We start from the raw sequence: 18,131 nt of genomic DNA, 5'->3' as shown, positions 1-18,131 counted from the left end.
GGATGCTCCCTTCGCCGGTACGTATCGGGTTCTCCCGAGTCGTCCCCGAACTGAAGATGTTCTATCGCAGGCCCGAACAGGTGGTGCTGACGTTCTCGATGCCGGCGGTGATCTGCCTGCTGCTGGGGTCGATCTTCTCGGCACCGCTGCCCGGCACTGGAATCAGCACCGGCGCCGTGATCGCGGCCAGCATGCTCGCCTACGGGATCCTGTCGACCTCGTTCATCAACCTCGGTATCAGCATCGCCGCCGACCGCGACACTGGGGCGCTGCGGAGACTCCGCGGAACTCCGACCACCGCAACGTCGTATTTCATCGGCAAGATCATGCTGGTCGCCATCGTCAGCCTCGCCGAAGCGGTGATCCTGCTGGCGGTCGGTGTGCTGGTGTTCGGACTTCGGCTGCCCGCCAGTGCCTTCGGGTGGTTCACGCTGTCATGGGTCTTTGTGCTGGGTGTCGTCAGCTGCTCACTGTTGGGCGTGCTGATGAGTAACCTCGCGAGCAACGCGGTCTCGGCCGCGGCGCTGACCAACGGACCGGCGGTGGGTCTGCAGTTCCTGTCGGGAACCTACGTGCCGCTCATGGTGTTGCCGACGTGGATGCTGGCGATCGGCTCGGCTTTCCCGGTCAAGTGGATGGCCCAGGGCTTCCGGTCTGTGCTGCTGCCGCCGGAGATGGTGGCCATCGAACCCGCAGGCGCTTGGGAACATTGGCGCATCTTCCTCATGTTGATGGCGTGGAGCATCGGGGGGTTGATCGGATGCCGGGCGGTCTTCCGTTGGTCGGACCGGGACTGACGCCCGCAGCCCGCGTCACCCGCCCGCGCCGGCCAGCTTTCCCGCGACCGTCACGACGCGAGTGGCCATGTGGTCCAGCGCGGCCAACGTCGCGTCGTCGAGTTCGTTCTGGTTGTGCGGGCCGGTGACGTGACTGACGCCGTAGGGGTTGCCGTCGGCGAACTTCAGGCCATCGGTGTATCCCGGCGGCACCAGCACGCCGCCGAAGTGCATGAGCGAGGTGTACATCCCGATGAGCGTGGTCTCCTGGCCGCCGTGCTGCGTCTGGCTGGAGGTGAAGCAGGCGTACACCTTGTCGGCGAGGCGGCCCTGGGCCCACAGACCGCCGAGACCGTCCACAAAGGCCTGGAACGGCGCGGCGGTGCTGGAGAAGCGGGTGGGCGATCCGAAGATGACCGCATCAGCCCAGACGATGTCGTCGCCGGACGCTGCGGGGAGGTCCTTGGTCGCCTCGTAGTTCGCCGACCAGGCCGGGTTCTGGGCGAAGGTCGCCGGATCCCTCGTCTCGGCGATGTGCCGAACCCGGACCTCGGCACCCGCGCGTTCGCCGGCCGCGGCCAGGCGTTCGGCCATCTTCGTGCCGTGCCCGGTCGCCGAGTAGTAGATCACTGCCAGTTTCGTCATGCCCAGCCCTCCAGCCGTCGGTGGTGTGCCTGCGGTGACCTCATACTGCCCGGCGTCGGTGAACGGCCGGGGACGAACTCGTGAGAACAGGCGGCTCTCAGACTTCCCGACCAACCGGTGGGCTAGCCTGAAATGCATGCAGCTCGCACTGACTCCGGAGGAAGCCGCCTTCCGCGACGAACTCCGCACCATCTACACCACCAAGTTCCCCGCTGACCTGCGCGAGAAGGTTCGCCTGGGGCAGCACCTGAGCCGTGAGGAGATCGTCCTCAGCCACAAGATCCTGCATGAGCAGGGCCTTGCGGTGCCGAACTGGCCGATCGAGTGGGGCGGCAAGGACTGGACGCTGACGCAGCACCAGATCTGGCTCGACGAGATGCAGCTGGCCTGCGTCCCCGAGCCCCTGGTGTTCAACGCCAAGATGGTCGGGCCCGTGATCGCCGAGTTCGGTTCCCAGGAGATCAAGGAACGTTTCCTCCCGCCGACAGCCGCCCTCGACATCTTCTGGTGCCAGGGTTTCTCCGAACCCGAAGCCGGCTCCGACCTGGCTTCGCTGCGCACCACCGCGGTGCGTGACGGCGACAGCTACGTGGTCAACGGGCAGAAGACCTGGACCACCCTGGGCCAGTACGCCGACTGGATCTTCTGCCTGGTGCGCACCGACCCGAACGCACCCAAGCGGCAGGCCGGCATCTCGTTCCTGCTGATCGACCTCAAGACTCCCGGCATCACGATGCGCCCGATCAAACTGATCGACGGCAGCTACGAGGTCAACGAGGTGTTCTTCGAAGACGTCCGCGTGCCGGCCGACCAGCTGGTGGGACAGGAGAACCACGGCTGGACCTACGCCAAGTTCCTGCTGGGCAACGAGCGCACCGGCATCGCGCACGTCGGCACCACGAAGGTTCGCCTCGCCGAGGTCAAGAAGCGTGCCGCCGAGACCGGCCTGCTGGAGGATCCGCTGTTCGCGGCGCGGCTGGCCGAAACCGAGAACGACCTGCTGGCACTGGAACTCACCCAGATGCGCGTCACCGCCGGTTCGGCCGATGGGCAGCCCAACCCCGCATCATCGGTGCTCAAACTGCGTGGCAGCCAACTGCAGCAGATCACCACCGAACTCATGATGGAGGTGGCCGGCCCGGACGCCCTGCCGTATGAGGCCGGGGCCGAGCTCGCCTCGCCGACGTGGGCGCAGGAGAGCGCGCCGCACTACCTGAACTACCGCAAGACGTCGATCTACGGCGGCAGCAACGAGGTTCAGCGCACCATCATCGCTTCGACCATCCTCGGACTGTGAGGTAGGACCATGGACTTTCAACTCACCGACGAGCAGGAACTGCTGCGCGACACCACCCGCGATCTGCTCTCCCGCAGCTACGACGTGGAACGTCGCAACAAGGTCATCGCCACCGACCTCGGTTGGAGCCGCGAGGTGTGGAGCCAGCTCGCCGACATCGGCATCCTCGGTTTGGGATTCGACCCCGAGGAAGCCGGCCAGCTCGAGATCACCTCGGTGCTCACCGAATTCGGTCGCCGTCTGGCACCCGAGCCGCTGCTGCACGCCGCGCTGGCGCCCGGCTCGGTGATCGCGGAGCAGGGCACCGACGAGCAGAAGAAGCTTCTCGACGAGGTCGCCGAGGGCAGGCTGCTGCTGGCGTTCGCGCACACCGAGCCCGGCATGCGCGGTGCAGGTGCCGCGGTCGCCACGACCGCCGAGCGGGATGGCGACGCATGGGTGCTGACCGGCCGGAAGAACCCGGTGCTCGCCGGTGACACCGCCGACACCCTGGTGGTCACGGCGACGCTGCCTGACGGTGGCACCGGTCTGTTCCTGGTCCAGGGGGATGCCGTGGCCAGGAAGGGTTTCCAGACCTTCGACGGTCAGCGTGGCGCGCAGGTCGACCTGGACCGCGCACCCGCGATCCCGCTCGGCGAGGCGGTCGACGCCGGGTCCGCCATCGAACGCGTGCTGATCCGGATTCAATCGGCGCTGTGTGCGGAGGCACTTGGCGCGATGGAGGAGTCGCTGCGCCTGACGAGTGACTATCTGAAGAGCCGCAAGCAGTTCGGCGTCACACTCAACACGTTCCAGACGCTCACCCAGCGCGCCGCCGACATGTACGTCTCGCTTGAGTTGGCCCGCAGCATGAACCTCTATGCCGCGATGTCGATCGCCGACGGTGTCTTCGACCCGACGATCGCGGCGCGTGCCAAGCTGCAGATCGCCCGTTCGGGCCGGCACATCAGCCAGGAGGCGATCCAGCTGCACGGCGGCATCGGCATCACCGCGGAATACCCGGTCGCGCACTACGCGGCCCGGCTCACGGCGATCGACCACACGCTGGGGTCGGCGCAGGATCAGCTGCGCGTGCTCAGCGCCGGGCTCGGTGACTACGAGATCGCGATGCTGTAGCCCCCTGAGTGGGAGTGTTCGAAGACCTCCGAGTGGAGTGCGAGCCGGTGAGGCCGCCTCCGTCCGGAGGTCTTCGTCGTCTCACGGGTTCAGGGTTCGATCACCAGCCGGCGGATGAGGCCGCCGACGAGGGTGAACCGGTGGTGCAGCTCGGCCACCCCGCCGGGGAAGTCACCGTCGAGGCGCTGGAGCACGTCGACGTTCGATGCGTCGGGCATGGTGGCGGTGATGAACGTTGTGGTGTAGGTGAATTCGCTGCCCGCCGAGCTGAGCCAGTCGGCGATGGCTGAGCGTCCGCGCACCGTCCTGCCCTCATCGGTCACCTCGGCGTCGGCGGCGAAGGTGGTGAGGGCGGTGGCCGCATCCCGATCCCGGAGTGCCCGCAGACAGGTGGTGACCGCGGCGGGCAGCTCATCTGAGGTGACGGTGGAGTTCTCGTGTCGCAGTGCCATGCCGTCAGCGTGCGGTGTCCCGCAGGGGGAGAGTCAACCACTGCTCATCATGACGACTGTCCATCACGGCATCGTCGAGAGGCCACATCGGTACGTCCGCGCGCGGTGTGTCGCGTACAAACTCGCCCGCTCGCGGGGATCTGCTGTACGACTGTACAGTGAATGCGGTATGGTCCCGGCCAGAGACCGTGGAGGGCATTCATGAGCGAGTTGTACTACGACCCCTGGGACTTCGAGATCGATCTCGATCCCTATCCGACGTACCGCCGGATTCGTGACGAGTCCCCGGTGTTCTACAACGAGAAGCACAACTTCTGGGGCGTCAGCCGTTACGCCGACGTCGACGCGGGCCTCAAGGACACCGCGCGCCTGAGTTCGGCCAAGGGCGACATCCTCGAAGTGGTCCTCACCGATCCGGTCATCCCGCCGGGTGTGTTCATCAACGAGGATCCCCCGCTGCACACGATCCACCGCGCCGTCGTTGCGCGTGCGTTCACGCCGAAGAAGATGCGCGCCATCGAGGACAAGGTGCGCGCGTTCTGCACCGCGTGCCTCGATCCGCTGGTCGGTGGCGATCGCTTCGACTTCGTGCAGGATCTCGGGGCCGAACTGCCGATGCGGACCATCGGGATGCTCGCGGGCATTCCGGACTCCGAGCAGCCCGCCGTGCGCGCACACGCCCATGCGTCCCTGCGCAACGAGGCCGGCAAGCCCATGAACATCGACAAGGAGCACTACTTCACCGGCGAGATGTTCGGCGAGTACATCGAGTGGCGCGAGAAGAACCCCTCCGATGACCTGATCACCGAACTGCTGAGCGTCGAATTCGAGGATGAGACCGGGACCGTCCGCAAGCTGACCAAGCAGGAACTGATCATCTTCCTGGCCGTCGTCGCCGGCGCCGGTGTCGAGACCACCGGTCGACTGTTCGGGTGGATGGGCAAGGTGCTGTCCGAAAACCCCGACCAGCGTAGGGAACTCGTCGAGGATCACTCCTTGGTTCCCGGTGCGATCGAGGAACTGCTGCGCTTCGAACCCCCGGGCCCGCACGTCGCGCGCTACGTGACCGCTGCCGACGTCGCATTCCAGGACCAGGTCATTCCGGCCGGCAGCGCGGTGCTCCTCATGCTGGCCTCGGCCAACCGTGACGAGCGGCATTTCGAGGATCCTGATCGATTCGACATCCGCCGCAGGCCGGGCGGCCATCTCACGTTCGGCCGCGGCGCGCACTTCTGCGTCGGCGCTCCGCTGGCGCGCCTCGAGGGACGCGTGGCACTCGAAGAGGTGCTCAAACGATTCCCTGAGTGGACGGTCGACATGGCGAACGCGGCACGCTCGCGCACGTCCACGGTGCGGGGCTGGGATTCCATGCCAGCCGTCGTCGGCTGAGGCAAGCGACCGTCCGGCGTGTCAACCCGGTGACACCTCATCCCATCCTCGCAACAGCATCAGGGTGGCGAGTCGCTGCGACCGTGACTGCAGGCAGCTGCCCACCAGCTGCTCGATCCTCTTCATGCGGTGGCGAACCGTGTTGGGATGCAGATGCAGGATCGCTGCGGTCTCTCTGATGTCGCCGGCGCATTCGAGCCAGGCGCGCAGGGTGCCGGCGAGGGGTTGAGTCCCGGACTGGGCATCGTAGAGCTGCCGAAGCTCGTCGTGGTCGATGGATGCCACGGCCGCAGCCGCGCGTCGCAGTGCGACGGTGTCCCACACCTCTTCGTAGGCGCCGACGGGGTGGCCGAGGGCACACACTGCAGCCAACGCCTCGGCAGCCTCCTGGCGAGCTGACGGCAACCCGTGACTGCCTGATATCGGCCTGCTGGCCGCCATCGGGGCGGGAGCAGCGGTGCGAGCCAGCTCGGCGAGCCAGACCCAGCCACCGGGGCCGGGCCTGTCGGGGACCACCGCGAAGGTGACCCCGTCGACGTCGGCGAGGATCGGGTCTGGCCAGGACTTCTTGCGGAAGTAGGAACGCCAGAGCGACACGTCGTCAGTACCGGTCGAGGAGGAAAGGCCCTGCAGCGCAACGACTCTGCAACTGTGAAAGGGCATCCCCCAGCCGCCGGCCGCGGCCTCGCCGTCGCCGCGCAGTGCGGCGCGAGTGCTTTCGATCGAATAGCGGCCAGCCAGGTCGATGCTGGCGTTCAGCTGCACCAGGCTCATGGCGGCGGCCGATCCTGTGGCCGTCAACTGCGCCTCCAGTTGAGGATCCAGACTGCCGTCCCAGATTGCCCAAATGGATCCGACTGCCTGGCCACCCACGCGGAGCGGAATCACGAGGCGTTGGAGAAATCCGGGCTCCATGGCGGGGACGATGAAGGGGCGGACGTCGTGCACCAACCGTTTGAGGACCCCGGTCGCGCGCAATCGCCGAAGGACCTCGGCGGGCACGGCACGGCTCATGATGGTCGACGTGCGCGTACTGTCCGCACCATCGGTGGTGGCCGAGTAGGCGACCACCCGATTGTGTGCATCCTCAATGGTCACAGGTGCGCCGAGCATCGCGGCGAACGCGTCGGCCATGGCGAAAAGCCCTTGGTGTGCCGCTGATTCGGGCCGTGCGACCACTTCTGCGCGATCCATCAGGCTGCGGACCAGCCACACCAGATGTGACCACCCCACCTGCGGGCCGAGTTCGGCCAGGGTCACGCCGAGTTCGCCGCACCGTTCCGCGGTGGCAGTCGCTGCCAGTTGCCGTACCACCACGACGCTGGCCCCCGAGGTGGCTGCGAGCGCAACCGCGTTGTCCTGCTGTTCGGGATCGGTTGCGCCGGCTGCGGCGATCAGACACCCCTGTTGGGGGCGCTCCACTTCGCCATAGAAATGGACCGAGGAAACCGAGGTGCCGGTGCCCTCCACCACCACCGACAGCATCCCAGCCGCCACCAGTTCGGTGAGTTCGATCGTCGCGGCCACGTGCGCCATTGTAGGGACCGCACTTCCGTGACTTGATCTGTTGTCCAACTCGGACAACCAGCTCAGGGGGCCGGGCCTCGAATATGTACCTATGAACGGATTGAACAACGGCCGCCCGGAACGCGTGGCGATCATCGGAGCGGGCATGGTCGGGCTGTGCACGGCGTGGTACCTCCAGGAGCGCAGCGTCGACGTGACAGTGTTCGATTCGGATGGCGTGGCCGCCGGGTCGAGTTGGGGAAATGCCGGCTGGCTGACCCCCAGCATCGCGACACCACTGCCGGAGCCGGCCGTCCTGAAATACGGCGTGCGCGCGCTCCTGAGTCATGCGTCGCCGGTCTATGTTCCGCCCACCGTCGATCCCCGACTGATCCGCTTCCTGCTGCAGTTCGTTCGCAACAGCACGGCATCCCGCTGGCACAGAGCCATGCAGGCGCTCATCCCGCTGAACCGGGATGCACTGGCTGCTTTCGACGAGATGGAAGTGGCCATGCCGGAGAAGTCCGCGCCAGCACAACCATTCATCGCCGCCTATCGCAGCGAGGCCGATCGCAGAACGCTCCTCGAGGAGTTCGATCAGATTCGGGCGGCCGGGCAGGCCGTGAACTTTGAGGTGCTCGACGGCGAGACGGCGCGGGCGCAGGAACCTGCCCTCTCCCCGCAGGTCAATGCGGCCATTCGCATCCTCGACGAGCGCTTCCTCAATCCGGCCGCGTATGTGCATGCCCTCGCCGACCAGGTGCTTGCCCGAGGCGGCGACATCGTGGTCGGCGCCGACATCGCCGAAGTGCGGGACACCGGTTCCACCGTCGTCGTGGGCGACCGGCAGTTCGACGCCGTCGTGGTTGCGACAGGAGCACGACTGAACCGTCTGTTGAAGCCCTTCGGAGTCCGACGACTGGTGCAGGCCGGCCGGGGCTACAGCTTCACCGTCAAGGTGGATCATCTGCCTCACGGGCCGGTGTACTTCCCCACTCAGCGCGTGGCCTGTACGCCGGTGGGTGACCGCCTGCGCATCGCCGGGATGATGGAGTTCCGCGATGTCGATGCGCCGATGGATTATCGGCGTATCGAGGTGTTGCGCAACGCTGCTGGCGAGTTGCTGTCCGGCGCGCACCTCGACGCCCGTGAAGACGAATGGGTGGGCGCTCGGCCCTGCACCGCCGACGGACTGCCCCTCATCGGTCGGACCGCAAGCCCGCGCGTGTTCGCCGCCGGCGGCCATGGTATGTGGGGCATCACCCTCGGACCGGTCACCGGCAAGCTGATGAGCGAGTTGATCACCACCGAGCGCATGCCGGACGCCCTTCGCGCCGTCAGCCCACTTCGATGACGAAAGCGACCTCCATGACCACATTGACCCGCATCGCCTCGGCGGCCGCGCCCGCCGCGATCGGACCGTACGCGCAAGCCGTCGCCCATGCAGGGATGCTCTACTGCTCGGGGTCACTGCCGGTGGATCCGGCGACCGGATCGATCGACGGAGAAGATCCGGCCGCCGAGGTCAGGCAGTGTCTGACCAACCTGAAGGCTGTCTGCGCGGAGGCGGGCACCGATCTCAGTCGTGCGGTGCGCACCACCATCTACACGACAAAGCTGAGTGAGTTCGCTGCCATCAACGCCGCGTACGCGGAGTTCTTCAGCGACGGTGAGGTGCCGGCCCGGACCACGATCGAAGTGGCAGGACTGCCGATGGGCGCTTCTGTCGAGATCGACGCGATCGTCGCCTTGACCTAAACGCCTCATGACAGGCATTGCGACACAGACAGATCCGGCGTACGGCGCGGCGGGATCGGGTGTACACGTGAGCACCTTCGGCGCCGAATCAGCCACGGTGACGCCGACTGCGGAAGCCGTGGTGGACCTTGGGGCGATCGCGCATAACGTGCGACTGCTCAAGGAGCACGCGGGATCGGCTGCGGTGATGGCCGTGGTCAAGGCCGACGGCTATGGCCACGGTGCCGCGCCGGTGGCCCGTGCCGCACTGGAGGCGGGCGCCGCCGAGCTTGGGGTGGCCACGGTGTCGGAGGCGTTGTCGCTGCGAAACAGTGGTGTCGACGCTCCGGTGCTGGCGTGGTTGCACGCCCCCGGAACCGACTTCGCACCCGCGCTTGCCGCCGATGTGCAGCTTGCGGTGTCGTCGCTCGCACAACTCGACGAGGTGTTGGATGCGGTCCGCCGGACCGGGATCACGGCCGAAGTCACCGTCAAGGTGGATACGGGCCTGAACCGCAACGGTGTTCCAGAGGACGAGTTCGACCAACTCGCGATTGCGTTGCGCCGGGCGGTTTCTGCCGATGCGGTGCGGATCCGCGGGATGATGTCCCATCTGGCGTGTGGTGACGAACCCGAGCACCCTGCCAATGATGGGCAGTACGAGGCCTTCACCCGGCTCTGTGATCGAGCACGCCGGATGGGTCTGGAGTTCGAGCTCGCCCACCTGTCCAATTCAGCTGCGACCATCGCGCGCCACGACCTGGCGTTCGACATGGTTCGAACCGGTCTCGCCGTGTACGGACTCAGCCCGATTGCGGGCCGGGCCGCTTCGGGATTCATTCCCGCGATGACGTTGAAGACCCCGGTGGCATTGGTGAAGCCGGTTCGGGCCGGTGAGGCGGTGTCCTACGGGCGCACCTGGGTTGCCGACCGGGATACGACGGTGGCGTTGCTGCCGGTTGGGTACGCGGACGGGGTCTTTCGGGGACTCGGGGGACGCCTCGAAGTGGGGATCAACGGTGTGCGGCGCCGCAGCGTCGGGCGGGTGTGCATGGACCAGTTCGTCGTTGACCTGGGGCCGGGTACCACGGATGTCTGTGTGGGAGACGAGGCGATACTGTTCGGCCCGGGGGATTCGGGTGAGCAGACCGCTCAGGACTGGGCTGATCTGATGGACACGATCAACTACGAGGTGGTGACCAGTCCGCGCGGCCGCGTCGTCCGCACCTACCTGCAGGCCGGCGGACGTTGCGCTCGCGGCGAGTTCGATGTCTGCAGGTGTGCACCTGGAAGTGGCTGCGAGAAGTGAAGGAGTGGGATCTGAGGATGGCTGCTGCGGTTCTCCAACACCGCTGTCGGATTCACCCGCGCAGCGACGCACTCGACGGTTTCGAGCACGAACTCCTCGAATTCGTGAGCGTGTGGGCCGGGTATGGCGGTCCGCCGGACGAGGAACTGCTGCCGCGTTTCGGTGTCAGCCGTGCGGATCTTTCGGCCAGAATTCATGAAATCGTCTTGGCCACGGGGTATCTCGACTGCAAGCACTTCAAGAGCACGCCCTGAGGCGACCGGCGGGGAACTGGTTTGCTGAGTGGTCTGAAATCCTGTGCTGGCCGTGATCGCCTGAAAGGACTTCCTAGCCAGTCGCTTTCGCGCTCATCGCCATAGGTGGCCTGCGGGGACGAGTTCCGCGCCCCCAGCGGTCAACCCGGCGACGGCGGCGCGCAGAGCGTCGGCCTCGGTGCTCGCGACCGTGAACACCGCCTGCGGGCCGTACTCCGCATCGACCACCTCGAACCCGCGGCCGCGCAGTTCCGCCTCGACCCGGCCGGCTTTCGCGTGATCGATGGACAGTTCGAACAGTTCGGCGCGGATGCGTGGGCGCAGGGGCTGGCCCTCGAGCGCCGCCAGCACCACTCCGGAGTAGGCCCGTGCCAGTCCGCCGGTGCCGAGATTGACACCACCGTAGTGGCGTGACACCACGGCCGCGACATTCGTCAGGTCCCGTGATTTCAGCGCGGCCAGGATCGGCGCTCCGGCGGTGCCGCCGGGTTCCCCGTCGTCGTTGGACCGTTCGACACGCGCGTCGTCGCCGATGATGAAGGCCCGGCAGTGATGACCGGCGGCACGGTCCACCTCGCGAACCTCGGCGAGGAAGTCACCGAAGCTCTGCTCGGACTCGACATGCCGGACGTGGGCGGTGAAGCGCGACCGTTTGATGATCTCCTCCGCGACCGGGCTGGCTCCGCGTGGAAGTGTGAACGGCATACCGGAAGTCTAGGAAATGCGGGTCACCACATGACGCCGCGGATGAGTTCGGTCGGCGGGATGTCCTCCAGCGCGACGAGTCCCGCCGGGGCCCGGCAGACCCAGTCGATGGCATTGACGGCGCGCGCGGCTGTCGACAGGCAACCGGCCTCGGTCACGTCGAGTGCGGGGTGCGACAGGCTGGTGTTCATCTCGATCCGGGGCTCGCCCTCCACGACCACTTTGTGGACGCCGGACTGACCGTCGGGCGGGAACTCCCAGCCCGGTGCCGCAGCGGAGGTCAGTCGGTTGACGTGCTCGACGGTGATCACGACTTCACCGTCGCGCACACCGTCGACGGCGAACTTCACCGCGGCCAACTGGCCGGGTTCGATGGTCGTCATACGACATTCGATGTGCTGATCGGAGTACCACGGCTCGTAGCGCTCACGGATGTCGTCCAGCTTCACGTCCAGATGGCTGGCGAGATTGCGGACAAGGCCGCCGAAGATCGTCGCGATCACACCGGGCTGGAAGGCCAACGGCCGTTCGGCGTCGGCAGTGTTGCCGAAACCCATTGCCGTCCCGGTGTATTCGTAGTCATCGTAGTTTCCGTAGTCGAAGATCTCCTGCACCGTGATCGACGCCGCCCGTGTCACCAGGCTCAGTGCGGCGTGTACGGCGGTGTCACCGGAGAAGCCGGGATCGATCCCGTTGACATAGAGCGACGAGTTGCCCGCCGTGCACGCCTCTTCCAGTGGAACCCGCAGCCAGTCATCGGCTTGGCGGGGCGTCACCAGCCAGACCATCGACGTCCCGACGACGTTGATTCCGGCGGCCAGCAGTTTTGACATGTCACTGAGCGCCTCCATGGGTCGGGTCTCGCCGAGGGCCGTGTACACCACGCAGTCCGGTTTCAGGGCGATCAGAGCATCGACGTCATTGGTGGCGAGGACCCCCGTCGGTTCCGTCAGGCCGCACAACTCCGCCGCATCGCGGCCGACCTTGGCCGGGTCGGCGGCGTGCACCCCGACCAGCTCGAGATCGGGACGGCCGATGATGGCGCGCAGTGAATGCTGGCCGACATTTCCGGTGGAGTACTGCACAACTCTGCGCATCAGGCGGATCCGTCCTGTCGGCGGTCGTTTTCCACATCTTGAACGGACACCCACATCCCGCGTCATGAGTTCCGCTGAATCTGTTGACTCCGCTCAAGGTAGTCGCCACTATCTTATTACTTAAGAGAGTGGCCGCTATCCAAAATGAGGCGAGGAGACGGGTACGTGGGCGCAGTCATCATGCTCGGCACCCTGTTCGGGTTGATCGTGCTGATCGTCGGGTTGGTGCTCTACTTCGACCCCGAGGCACGTGGGCCGCGGCCCGGGCCGGAGGACCAGCGGTGAACACCGATCTGCCCCTGTCCCTGCAGGGCGGCATCGTCTTCGCCTACGTCGGTGGCCTGTCCTTCCTGTTCGCCGGCATCTACCTGAGTTGGAAGCAGCACCGACCCCATGCGCTGCTGCTGCTGTCGTTGTCGGCGCTGTCCTTCTCGTGGATAGAGGCGCCCTATGACTGGGCGGTGTACGCGCAGTTCCCGCCGGGCCTGCCGCGCATGCCGGAGTGGTGGCCGATGAACATGACCTGGGGTGGCCTGCCGGCGCAGGTGCCCATCGGCTACATCTCCTACTTCGTGTTTCCGGCCCTGGTCGGGGCGGCGCTGGGACGACGGATTGTCCGGAAGACCGGGTGGCGACAACCCCAGACCCTGCTGGCCGTCGGGTTCGCCGTGGGGTTCACTTGGGCGTTCTGCTTCAACGCCCTGTTCGGCGCCCGGTTGGGCAACTTCTACTACGGCTACGTCATCCCGGGCCTGGCGATCTTCGAGGGAACCCAGTACCAGTACCCGATCTACGACTCCATTGCGATGGGCATCCAGATGATGACGTTCACCTACCTGCTGGCCCGCCGCGACGCGCAGGGCCGCAACGTCATCGAGATCTGGGCCGACAAGATTTCGAAGACGCGCCTACAGTCCTGGATTGTCGCGATCGTCTCGGCCATCGTCATCGGTCACGCCCTGTACCTGTCGGTGTTCGCGCCGCACCTGGTGACCAAACTCGGCGGATGGGTGAACGTCGGGCCCACCGAACAGTTCTATCCCGGAGTGGAGAACCAGCCGTTGCACGGCGGTTACGACTCCGCGCATCGGCATCCGTAGACCCGCGGGTGGCATCCGCCGTTCCACCGGCGGTGCCGGCAATCCGGAGTAGCGTCGAGGCCGGGGTTGGGATCAGGGGCGGAAGCGGGGGCGACGGTGCGCACCATCGCGTTGGAAGAGCATTTCCTGACCAGTGAACTCGCGCACTACAGCGATGCGACCAGGGACCTGGCCCAACCCGAGATCTGGCGGGAAGCCTCCCGCCGGCTGACCGATCTGGCCGAAGGGCGACTGGCGGACATGGACACCGCCGGCGTCGACATGGCGGTCCTTTCGTTGACCGCACCGGGCATCCAGGCCGAGCCGGACCCGCAGGTCGCGGTGACCCGGGCGGCTGAGGTGAACGACTTCCTGGCGGGACTGATCGCCGCGAATCCGACCCGGTATGGCGGATTCGCCGCGCTGCCGCTGCAGAACCCCGAGGCGGCGGCCAAGGAACTCGAGCGCGCGGTCGAGCAGTTGGGGCTGTGTGGAGCCCTGGTCAACGCCCACACTCAGGGTGTCTACCTGGATGCGCCCCCGCTGCGGGCGGTGTGGGCGCGCGCCGAAGCCCTGAACGTGCCGCTGTACCTGCACCCGGCGAACGGCTACGACACTCCGCACGTCATCGGCGGCCATCCCGAGCTGATCGGGCCGATGTGGAGTTGGGGCACCGACACCGCCACGCATGCGCTGCGGCTGATCTTCGGCGGTGTGTTCGACGACTTCCCCGGTGCCAAACTGCTGCTCGGGCACATGGGTGAGAGTCTGCCCTACTCCCTGTGGCGACTGGACTCGCGCTGGGACTGGCACCGTCACCACGGCATCGAACTCGCGCTCGAACATCCGTCGGAGTACCTGCGCCGCAATCTCTATGTGACCACCAGTGGGGTCTGCGACGACGCGCCCCTGCTGTGCGCGCTGTCGGCGCTGGGGTCAGAGCACGTCCTGTTTGCCACCGACTATCCGTATGAGGACATCCTCACTGCGACAGCCTTTTTGACGGCAGCCCCGATCACCAACGCCGATCGGGCCAGGATCAGCCACCTCAACGCCGAGCAAGTGCTGCACATCGCGCCGTGACGTTGCGTTGGCGACGGCCGGTTGAATCGAAGCGGCACCGCCTCCCACTACTCAGCGCGGCACCAGATTCCGGATCACGCCACCGGTCATGTGCGCGATGGCGTTCTCGGTGATCAGCGCGCTGGCGCCGCGGGGCCGACCGCCGGCGATGTGCGGGGTGATGATCACGTTGGGCAGATCCCAGAGGTCCGAATCGACTGGCAGGGGCTCGACTTCGGCGACGTCCAGGGCTGCGCCGGCCAGGCGCCCGTCGCGCAGCGCGTGCACGAGGGCGGCCTCGTCGACGGTGATGCCCCGCCCGACGTTGACCAGCCACGCGTGATTCGACAGCAGCCGCAACTCCGACTCCCCAAGAGCGTGAGCGGTTTCCGGCGTCGACGGCAGGATCATCACCAGCACGTCGGCCGTCGGCAGCACCTCAGCCAGCCGATCGGTGGACACCACGTCGACGCCGTCCTCGGTGCGTGCCGAACGGGCGATGCCCGTCACCCGGGCGCCGAGCATTCGCAGGAGCGGGGCGAGGCTGCGGGCGATGCCGCCGAATCCCCAGATGGCGACGTGAGCGTCCTGCAGGGTCGTGAACGCCCGCTGATTCTCGAACGCCTGCAGCCCCACCAGTTCACCTGCCCAACGGTGCCCGATCTGGGCTCGGACGGTGCGCGAAAGTTGGCGCGCGGCAGCCAATATCAACGCCAGCGCGTGCTCGCTGACCGTCGCATCGTGAAGACCCTGACCGCCGGCGATCAGCACGTTCTCGGCGAAACCCGCTGCCAGCGCAGAATCCGGCCCGGCGAACAGTGACTGCACGAACTCCAGCCGGTGCAGCCGCTTGGCCTCCCGCGCGAGGGCAGCGGGCGGATTGCCCCAGACGACCAGCATCTGAGCGTCGGTGTGCTCATCGGGGATCGGCTCCGCCACCGCGTACTGGACGACAACGACATCTTCGATCGGTTCAAGCTCGAGCTCGATGGTGTCGGGCACCAGAATCTTCATGCGACCCCCTGGCCTGAGCGATTCACCCGCTCATCATGAAGCCCGGCGCCGACGCTGTCAGCGGAAGCGCACGTTGAGCGTCGCCAGGCCGAAGATCTTGCGGCCGCTCGACTTGGCGCCGACGAGCAGGACGCCGGAACGGGTCTCGGGATCCAGCGACTTGATCTTGCCGCTGTACTCGATCTCGGCTCCGGTGGCCGGCACGATCGCGGGCTGCGAGAGCCGGACGGCGTAACGAGTCACCGCGCCGGGATCGCCAGTCCACGAGGAGGCGAAGCTGGCGCCCAGCCCCATCGTGAGCATGCCGTGCGCGAGGACGTCCTCCTGCCCGGCCAGTTTCGCGATGTTCTCGTCCCAATGCAGCGGGTTGGCGTCGCCGGCCACACCCGCGTAGTTGACCAGGTCGCCGCGGGACAGTCGGGTCTGATGCACCGGCAGCTCGTCGCCCGCCTTCAGGTCGTCGAACGACGGCGATGCGGGCGTGCGCGTCATCCCGGCCGTCGCGATCCGAAGCTCACCCTCGGGGCGGACGGTCTTGACGTACGGAGCCTCGGACTCCTCGGCGCCGAGCATGTTGATGCCGTGCATCATCACGCCCTGCACGGCCGGCCGAATCGCGGCGTCGACCTCCTCGGCGCCCACGCCGACGACGGTGGTGTGCAGCGTGTGCACGACCTCACCCGCGGTGTCGGTGAAGGTGTTCGTGACCGTGATCAGGTCGCGGCCGGCGATCCGGCGCACCGATGCCAGTTCGATGTCGATCGTGAGCTCGTCACCCTCCACGATCGGGCGGTGCTGCTCGAAGACCTCCTCGGTCTGCAGGTACATGTCGTAGCCGACGACGACCGACTCGAACATGTGCTGGTTGCAGGCCATGGCCGGCCCTGAGGTGAAGGTCAGCGGGGCGACCAGACCGGTGTATCCCAGCGCCTTGGCGGCGTCGACATCCCAGTGCGCAGGGTGGTAGTCCTGCACGGCTCGGGCGAACTCGCGGATCTTCTCGCGGCCCACCAGGTAGGTGCCGTCCATCTGGTAGTAGTGGCCGACGCGGGATTCAAGGGTCGACGTGTCTGCTGCTGCGGTCATGAATCTGCTCAACTCTTCTATCGGCGTATTCGCTGAGGGCGACCCCAGCACCCTAACGCGCATGCACCGAGCCCAGAAAAGCCGATGCACGTCAGCGGGGTCGCGATGAGTCCGCCGATGCCCGGAGGTCTACCCGATACCACCAAGTCATCGGGAGTTACGCATGGGTTTGATCCATATCGAGATGTTCGCCACGCTGGACCTCGTCGGGCAGGCGCCCGGCGGCCCGGACGAGGATCCGGACGGGTTCACCTTCGGCGGTTGGCAGGCGCCGCTGATCGACGAGGTCAGCGGCGCGCAGGTCGGTGCCGCGTACGAGGGCACGGACGCGCTCCTGCTGGGAAGGCGAACGTATGACATCTTCGCCGCCCACTGGCCGCACCAGGAGGGCGGCACCGACAACGAGATCGCCACGCTGTTCAACAGCATCCCCAAGTACGTGGCCTCCCGCGGCAATCCCGATCTCTCCTGGGCCGGATCGACGCAGTTGGGCGCTGATCTGGCCGGGGCCGTGAGCGAGGTCCGCGACCGACACGAGAATGTGAAGGTCGTCGGCAGCCTGAACCTCGTGCAGACACTGCTCCGCAAGAAACTCTTCGACCGACTGGACCTGTGGGTGCACCCGATCGTGTTGGGCACCGGAAAGAAGGTGTTCGACGGCGGCGCCGTTCCGACCAACCTCACGCTGCTGGAACCGCCGGCGGCCAGCCCCAACGGTGTGGTCCTGCTGCGGTACGCCGTCGCTGAGGGCGTTCCCGAGACCGGCGATATGGGCAGTCGGTAGGGTTCGGCTGCGACCCAGGTCACTGCTACTCACTGAGGAGTCACCGCGATGAGCGACACCGTCATGCTGGACGCTGCCACCGAGACCGGCGCGGCGATGGAGGAGGCCGTCGCGGTCTTCATGCTGCACCCGGAGACCTTCGGTGCGAGCGTCGCCGCCGGATACGAGAACCCACTGGCGGGCTATGTGGCGGGTCGCGGCGGAGTGCTGGGCGACGCCAGCGGTGACACCGTCGGCGCGGTGTTCGCGGTCTTCGAACCGGTCGGACTGGCGGCGCTGTGGGATGAGGGCGTGGCGGTCCGCGGAGCCGACGGTGCTGCGCAGCAGTACTGGACGCAGGCGGCGGACTTCGGACGCAAGTACCTGGCCGGTGCTGAAGGCCTGGACCGGATCGCAGCGTTGGGCGAGAAGCTCATCGCCGCGACGCCCATCGCGGGCCTGCCGCTGTATGCCGGATGGCGCGCGATGCCGCTGGCCGACGATGCGCCCGCCCGGGCGTTGCAGGTGATGTTCGTGCTGCGCGAACTGCGGGCCGCGGTGCATTTCAACGCGCTGACCATTTCGGGTATCTCGCCCATCGAGGCACACATGCTCAACAAGGGACCGCAGTACGCCGCGATGTTCGGCTGGGCCGAACCGTACGCGGACGGCGCCGACAAGAAGGACCGCTACGACGAGGTCGAGCAGGCCACCAACCGGCGCATGGCCGAGATTTTCGCGGCTGCGCTCGAACCCGCCGAGGCCGAGGAGCTCACCCGGCTCAGCACCGCGGCGCTGGCCTCACTGAAGGCAGCCGTCCCCAGCTGATCTGGGAGCATTGCGG

Annotated in this window: 19 protein-coding genes; 12 read left to right on the top strand and 7 right to left on the bottom strand. The window is 66.8% G+C overall.

Features of this window, described 5'->3' with window-relative positions:
• Window positions 1-2: 2 nt before the first annotated feature.
• Window positions 3-797: an ABC transporter permease gene (locus tag A5727_RS20170; protein WP_231992173.1), complete on the top strand. Its 795-nt coding sequence runs from the start codon at window positions 3-5 to the stop codon at window positions 795-797.
• 15 nt (window positions 798-812) lie between these two features.
• Here A5727_RS20170 and wrbA read toward each other — a convergent pair whose 3' ends face one another.
• Complete coding sequence (gene wrbA, locus A5727_RS20165; protein WP_068253894.1) at window positions 813-1,421, bottom strand: NAD(P)H:quinone oxidoreductase; 609 nt, start codon at window positions 1,419-1,421, stop codon at window positions 813-815.
• A gap of 136 nt (window positions 1,422-1,557) precedes the next feature.
• Here wrbA and A5727_RS20160 point away from each other — a divergent pair, with 136 nt between their 5' ends.
• The gene (locus A5727_RS20160) at window positions 1,558-2,718 is read left to right on the top strand and encodes an acyl-CoA dehydrogenase family protein (RefSeq protein WP_068253891.1); all 1,161 of its coding nucleotides are present in this window, start codon (window positions 1,558-1,560) and stop codon (window positions 2,716-2,718) included.
• A 9-nt stretch (window positions 2,719-2,727) separates the two neighbouring features.
• Window positions 2,728-3,834 (top strand): acyl-CoA dehydrogenase family protein, encoded by a 1,107-nt coding sequence (locus A5727_RS20155; RefSeq protein ID WP_068253888.1) that lies wholly within the window; start codon window positions 2,728-2,730, stop codon window positions 3,832-3,834.
• An 89-nt stretch (window positions 3,835-3,923) separates the two neighbouring features.
• On the opposite strand, the gene A5727_RS20150 is transcribed toward A5727_RS20155, so the two are convergent.
• Window positions 3,924-4,286 (bottom strand): nuclear transport factor 2 family protein, encoded by a 363-nt coding sequence (locus A5727_RS20150; RefSeq protein WP_068253885.1) that lies wholly within the window; start codon window positions 4,284-4,286, stop codon window positions 3,924-3,926.
• Between the two features lie 201 nt (window positions 4,287-4,487).
• On the opposite strand from A5727_RS20150, the gene A5727_RS20145 reads away from it, so the two are divergent.
• Window positions 4,488-5,675, top strand: a complete 1,188-nt coding sequence (locus A5727_RS20145) for a cytochrome P450 (RefSeq protein WP_068253882.1) — start codon at window positions 4,488-4,490, stop codon at window positions 5,673-5,675.
• Between the two features lie 21 nt (window positions 5,676-5,696).
• On the opposite strand, the gene A5727_RS20140 is transcribed toward A5727_RS20145, so the two are convergent.
• Complete coding sequence (locus tag A5727_RS20140; RefSeq protein ID WP_197507710.1) at window positions 5,697-7,202, bottom strand: PucR family transcriptional regulator; 1,506 nt, start codon at window positions 7,200-7,202, stop codon at window positions 5,697-5,699.
• A 91-nt stretch (window positions 7,203-7,293) separates the two neighbouring features.
• Between A5727_RS20140 and A5727_RS20135 the strand changes: the two genes are divergently transcribed.
• The 4 genes from A5727_RS20135 (at window position 7,294) to A5727_RS20120 (ending at window position 10,481) form a co-directional block, all read left to right on the top strand.
• A complete protein-coding gene (locus tag A5727_RS20135; protein ID WP_068253876.1) occupies window positions 7,294-8,535 on the top strand; it encodes an NAD(P)/FAD-dependent oxidoreductase in 1,242 nt (413 codons plus the stop codon).
• Between the two features lie 14 nt (window positions 8,536-8,549).
• The gene (locus tag A5727_RS20130; protein WP_068253873.1) at window positions 8,550-8,939 is read left to right on the top strand and encodes a RidA family protein; all 390 of its coding nucleotides are present in this window, start codon (window positions 8,550-8,552) and stop codon (window positions 8,937-8,939) included.
• Between the two features lie 67 nt (window positions 8,940-9,006).
• Window positions 9,007-10,227: an alanine racemase gene (alr, locus tag A5727_RS20125; RefSeq protein WP_068253870.1), complete on the top strand. Its 1,221-nt coding sequence runs from the start codon at window positions 9,007-9,009 to the stop codon at window positions 10,225-10,227.
• A gap of 17 nt (window positions 10,228-10,244) precedes the next feature.
• Window positions 10,245-10,481: a hypothetical protein gene (locus A5727_RS20120; protein ID WP_068253867.1), complete on the top strand. Its 237-nt coding sequence runs from the start codon at window positions 10,245-10,247 to the stop codon at window positions 10,479-10,481.
• 93 nt (window positions 10,482-10,574) lie between these two features.
• Here A5727_RS20120 and A5727_RS20115 read toward each other — a convergent pair whose 3' ends face one another.
• Both A5727_RS20115 and A5727_RS20110 read right to left on the bottom strand, forming a co-directional pair.
• Window positions 10,575-11,186 (bottom strand): IMPACT family protein, encoded by a 612-nt coding sequence (locus A5727_RS20115; RefSeq protein ID WP_068253864.1) that lies wholly within the window; start codon window positions 11,184-11,186, stop codon window positions 10,575-10,577.
• Between the two features lie 23 nt (window positions 11,187-11,209).
• Complete coding sequence (locus A5727_RS20110) at window positions 11,210-12,283, bottom strand: NAD(P)H-dependent amine dehydrogenase family protein (RefSeq protein WP_068253861.1); 1,074 nt, start codon at window positions 12,281-12,283, stop codon at window positions 11,210-11,212.
• 281 nt (window positions 12,284-12,564) lie between these two features.
• Between A5727_RS20110 and A5727_RS20105 the strand changes: the two genes are divergently transcribed.
• Both A5727_RS20105 and A5727_RS20100 read left to right on the top strand, forming a co-directional pair.
• The gene (locus A5727_RS20105) at window positions 12,565-13,383 is read left to right on the top strand and encodes a spirocyclase AveC family protein (RefSeq protein ID WP_068253858.1); all 819 of its coding nucleotides are present in this window, start codon (window positions 12,565-12,567) and stop codon (window positions 13,381-13,383) included.
• 96 nt (window positions 13,384-13,479) lie between these two features.
• The gene (locus tag A5727_RS20100; RefSeq protein WP_068253855.1) at window positions 13,480-14,445 is read left to right on the top strand and encodes an amidohydrolase family protein; all 966 of its coding nucleotides are present in this window, start codon (window positions 13,480-13,482) and stop codon (window positions 14,443-14,445) included.
• Between the two features lie 51 nt (window positions 14,446-14,496).
• Here A5727_RS20100 and A5727_RS20095 read toward each other — a convergent pair whose 3' ends face one another.
• A complete protein-coding gene (locus A5727_RS20095) occupies window positions 14,497-15,438 on the bottom strand; it encodes an NAD(P)-dependent oxidoreductase (RefSeq protein ID WP_068253852.1) in 942 nt (313 codons plus the stop codon).
• 57 nt (window positions 15,439-15,495) lie between these two features.
• Window positions 15,496-16,524 carry a fused (3R)-hydroxyacyl-ACP dehydratase subunits HadA/HadB gene (locus A5727_RS20090; RefSeq protein ID WP_068253849.1) on the bottom strand — a complete coding sequence of 343 codons (1,029 nt, stop codon included), beginning with the start codon at window positions 16,522-16,524 and terminating at the stop codon, window positions 15,496-15,498.
• A 163-nt stretch (window positions 16,525-16,687) separates the two neighbouring features.
• Between A5727_RS20090 and A5727_RS20085 the strand changes: the two genes are divergently transcribed.
• A complete protein-coding gene (locus A5727_RS20085; protein WP_068253846.1) occupies window positions 16,688-17,308 on the top strand; it encodes a dihydrofolate reductase family protein in 621 nt (206 codons plus the stop codon).
• Window positions 17,309-17,356: 48 nt separating this feature from the next.
• Complete coding sequence (locus tag A5727_RS20080) at window positions 17,357-18,115, top strand: SCO6745 family protein (RefSeq protein ID WP_068253843.1); 759 nt, start codon at window positions 17,357-17,359, stop codon at window positions 18,113-18,115.
• The last annotated feature ends 16 nt before the right edge of the window (window positions 18,116-18,131 follow it).

This window comes from Mycobacterium sp. ACS4331 (assembly GCF_001667265.1).
Classification (GTDB): domain Bacteria; phylum Actinomycetota; class Actinomycetes; order Mycobacteriales; family Mycobacteriaceae; genus Mycobacterium.
Note: the sequence above shows the minus strand (reverse complement) of the source record. Positions and strands in the feature narration are given on the sequence as shown.

What these genes read in the sequence shown, in the direction of transcription:
- A5727_RS20170 (WP_231992173.1), top strand. Translation starts at nt 3, where the DNA reads ATGCTCCCTTCGCCGGTACGTATCGGGTTCTCCCGAGTCGTCCCCGAA.
- wrbA (WP_068253894.1), bottom strand. Translation starts at nt 1,421, where the DNA reads ATGACGAAACTGGCAGTGATCTACTACTCGGCGACCGGGCACGGCACG.
- A5727_RS20160 (WP_068253891.1), top strand. Translation starts at nt 1,558, where the DNA reads ATGCAGCTCGCACTGACTCCGGAGGAAGCCGCCTTCCGCGACGAACTC.
- A5727_RS20155 (WP_068253888.1), top strand. Translation starts at nt 2,728, where the DNA reads ATGGACTTTCAACTCACCGACGAGCAGGAACTGCTGCGCGACACCACC.
- A5727_RS20150 (WP_068253885.1), bottom strand. Translation starts at nt 4,286, where the DNA reads ATGGCACTGCGACACGAGAACTCCACCGTCACCTCAGATGAGCTGCCC.
- A5727_RS20145 (WP_068253882.1), top strand. Translation starts at nt 4,488, where the DNA reads ATGAGCGAGTTGTACTACGACCCCTGGGACTTCGAGATCGATCTCGAT.
- A5727_RS20135 (WP_068253876.1), top strand. Translation starts at nt 7,294, where the DNA reads ATGAACGGATTGAACAACGGCCGCCCGGAACGCGTGGCGATCATCGGA.
- A5727_RS20130 (WP_068253873.1), top strand. Translation starts at nt 8,550, where the DNA reads ATGACCACATTGACCCGCATCGCCTCGGCGGCCGCGCCCGCCGCGATC.
- A5727_RS20120 (WP_068253867.1), top strand. Translation starts at nt 10,245, where the DNA reads ATGGCTGCTGCGGTTCTCCAACACCGCTGTCGGATTCACCCGCGCAGC.
- A5727_RS20115 (WP_068253864.1), bottom strand. Translation starts at nt 11,186, where the DNA reads ATGCCGTTCACACTTCCACGCGGAGCCAGCCCGGTCGCGGAGGAGATC.
- A5727_RS20110 (WP_068253861.1), bottom strand. Translation starts at nt 12,283, where the DNA reads ATGCGCAGAGTTGTGCAGTACTCCACCGGAAATGTCGGCCAGCATTCA.
- A5727_RS20095 (WP_068253852.1), bottom strand. Translation starts at nt 15,438, where the DNA reads ATGAAGATTCTGGTGCCCGACACCATCGAGCTCGAGCTTGAACCGATC.
- A5727_RS20090 (WP_068253849.1), bottom strand. Translation starts at nt 16,524, where the DNA reads ATGACCGCAGCAGCAGACACGTCGACCCTTGAATCCCGCGTCGGCCAC.
- A5727_RS20085 (WP_068253846.1), top strand. Translation starts at nt 16,688, where the DNA reads ATGGGTTTGATCCATATCGAGATGTTCGCCACGCTGGACCTCGTCGGG.
- A5727_RS20080 (WP_068253843.1), top strand. Translation starts at nt 17,357, where the DNA reads ATGAGCGACACCGTCATGCTGGACGCTGCCACCGAGACCGGCGCGGCG.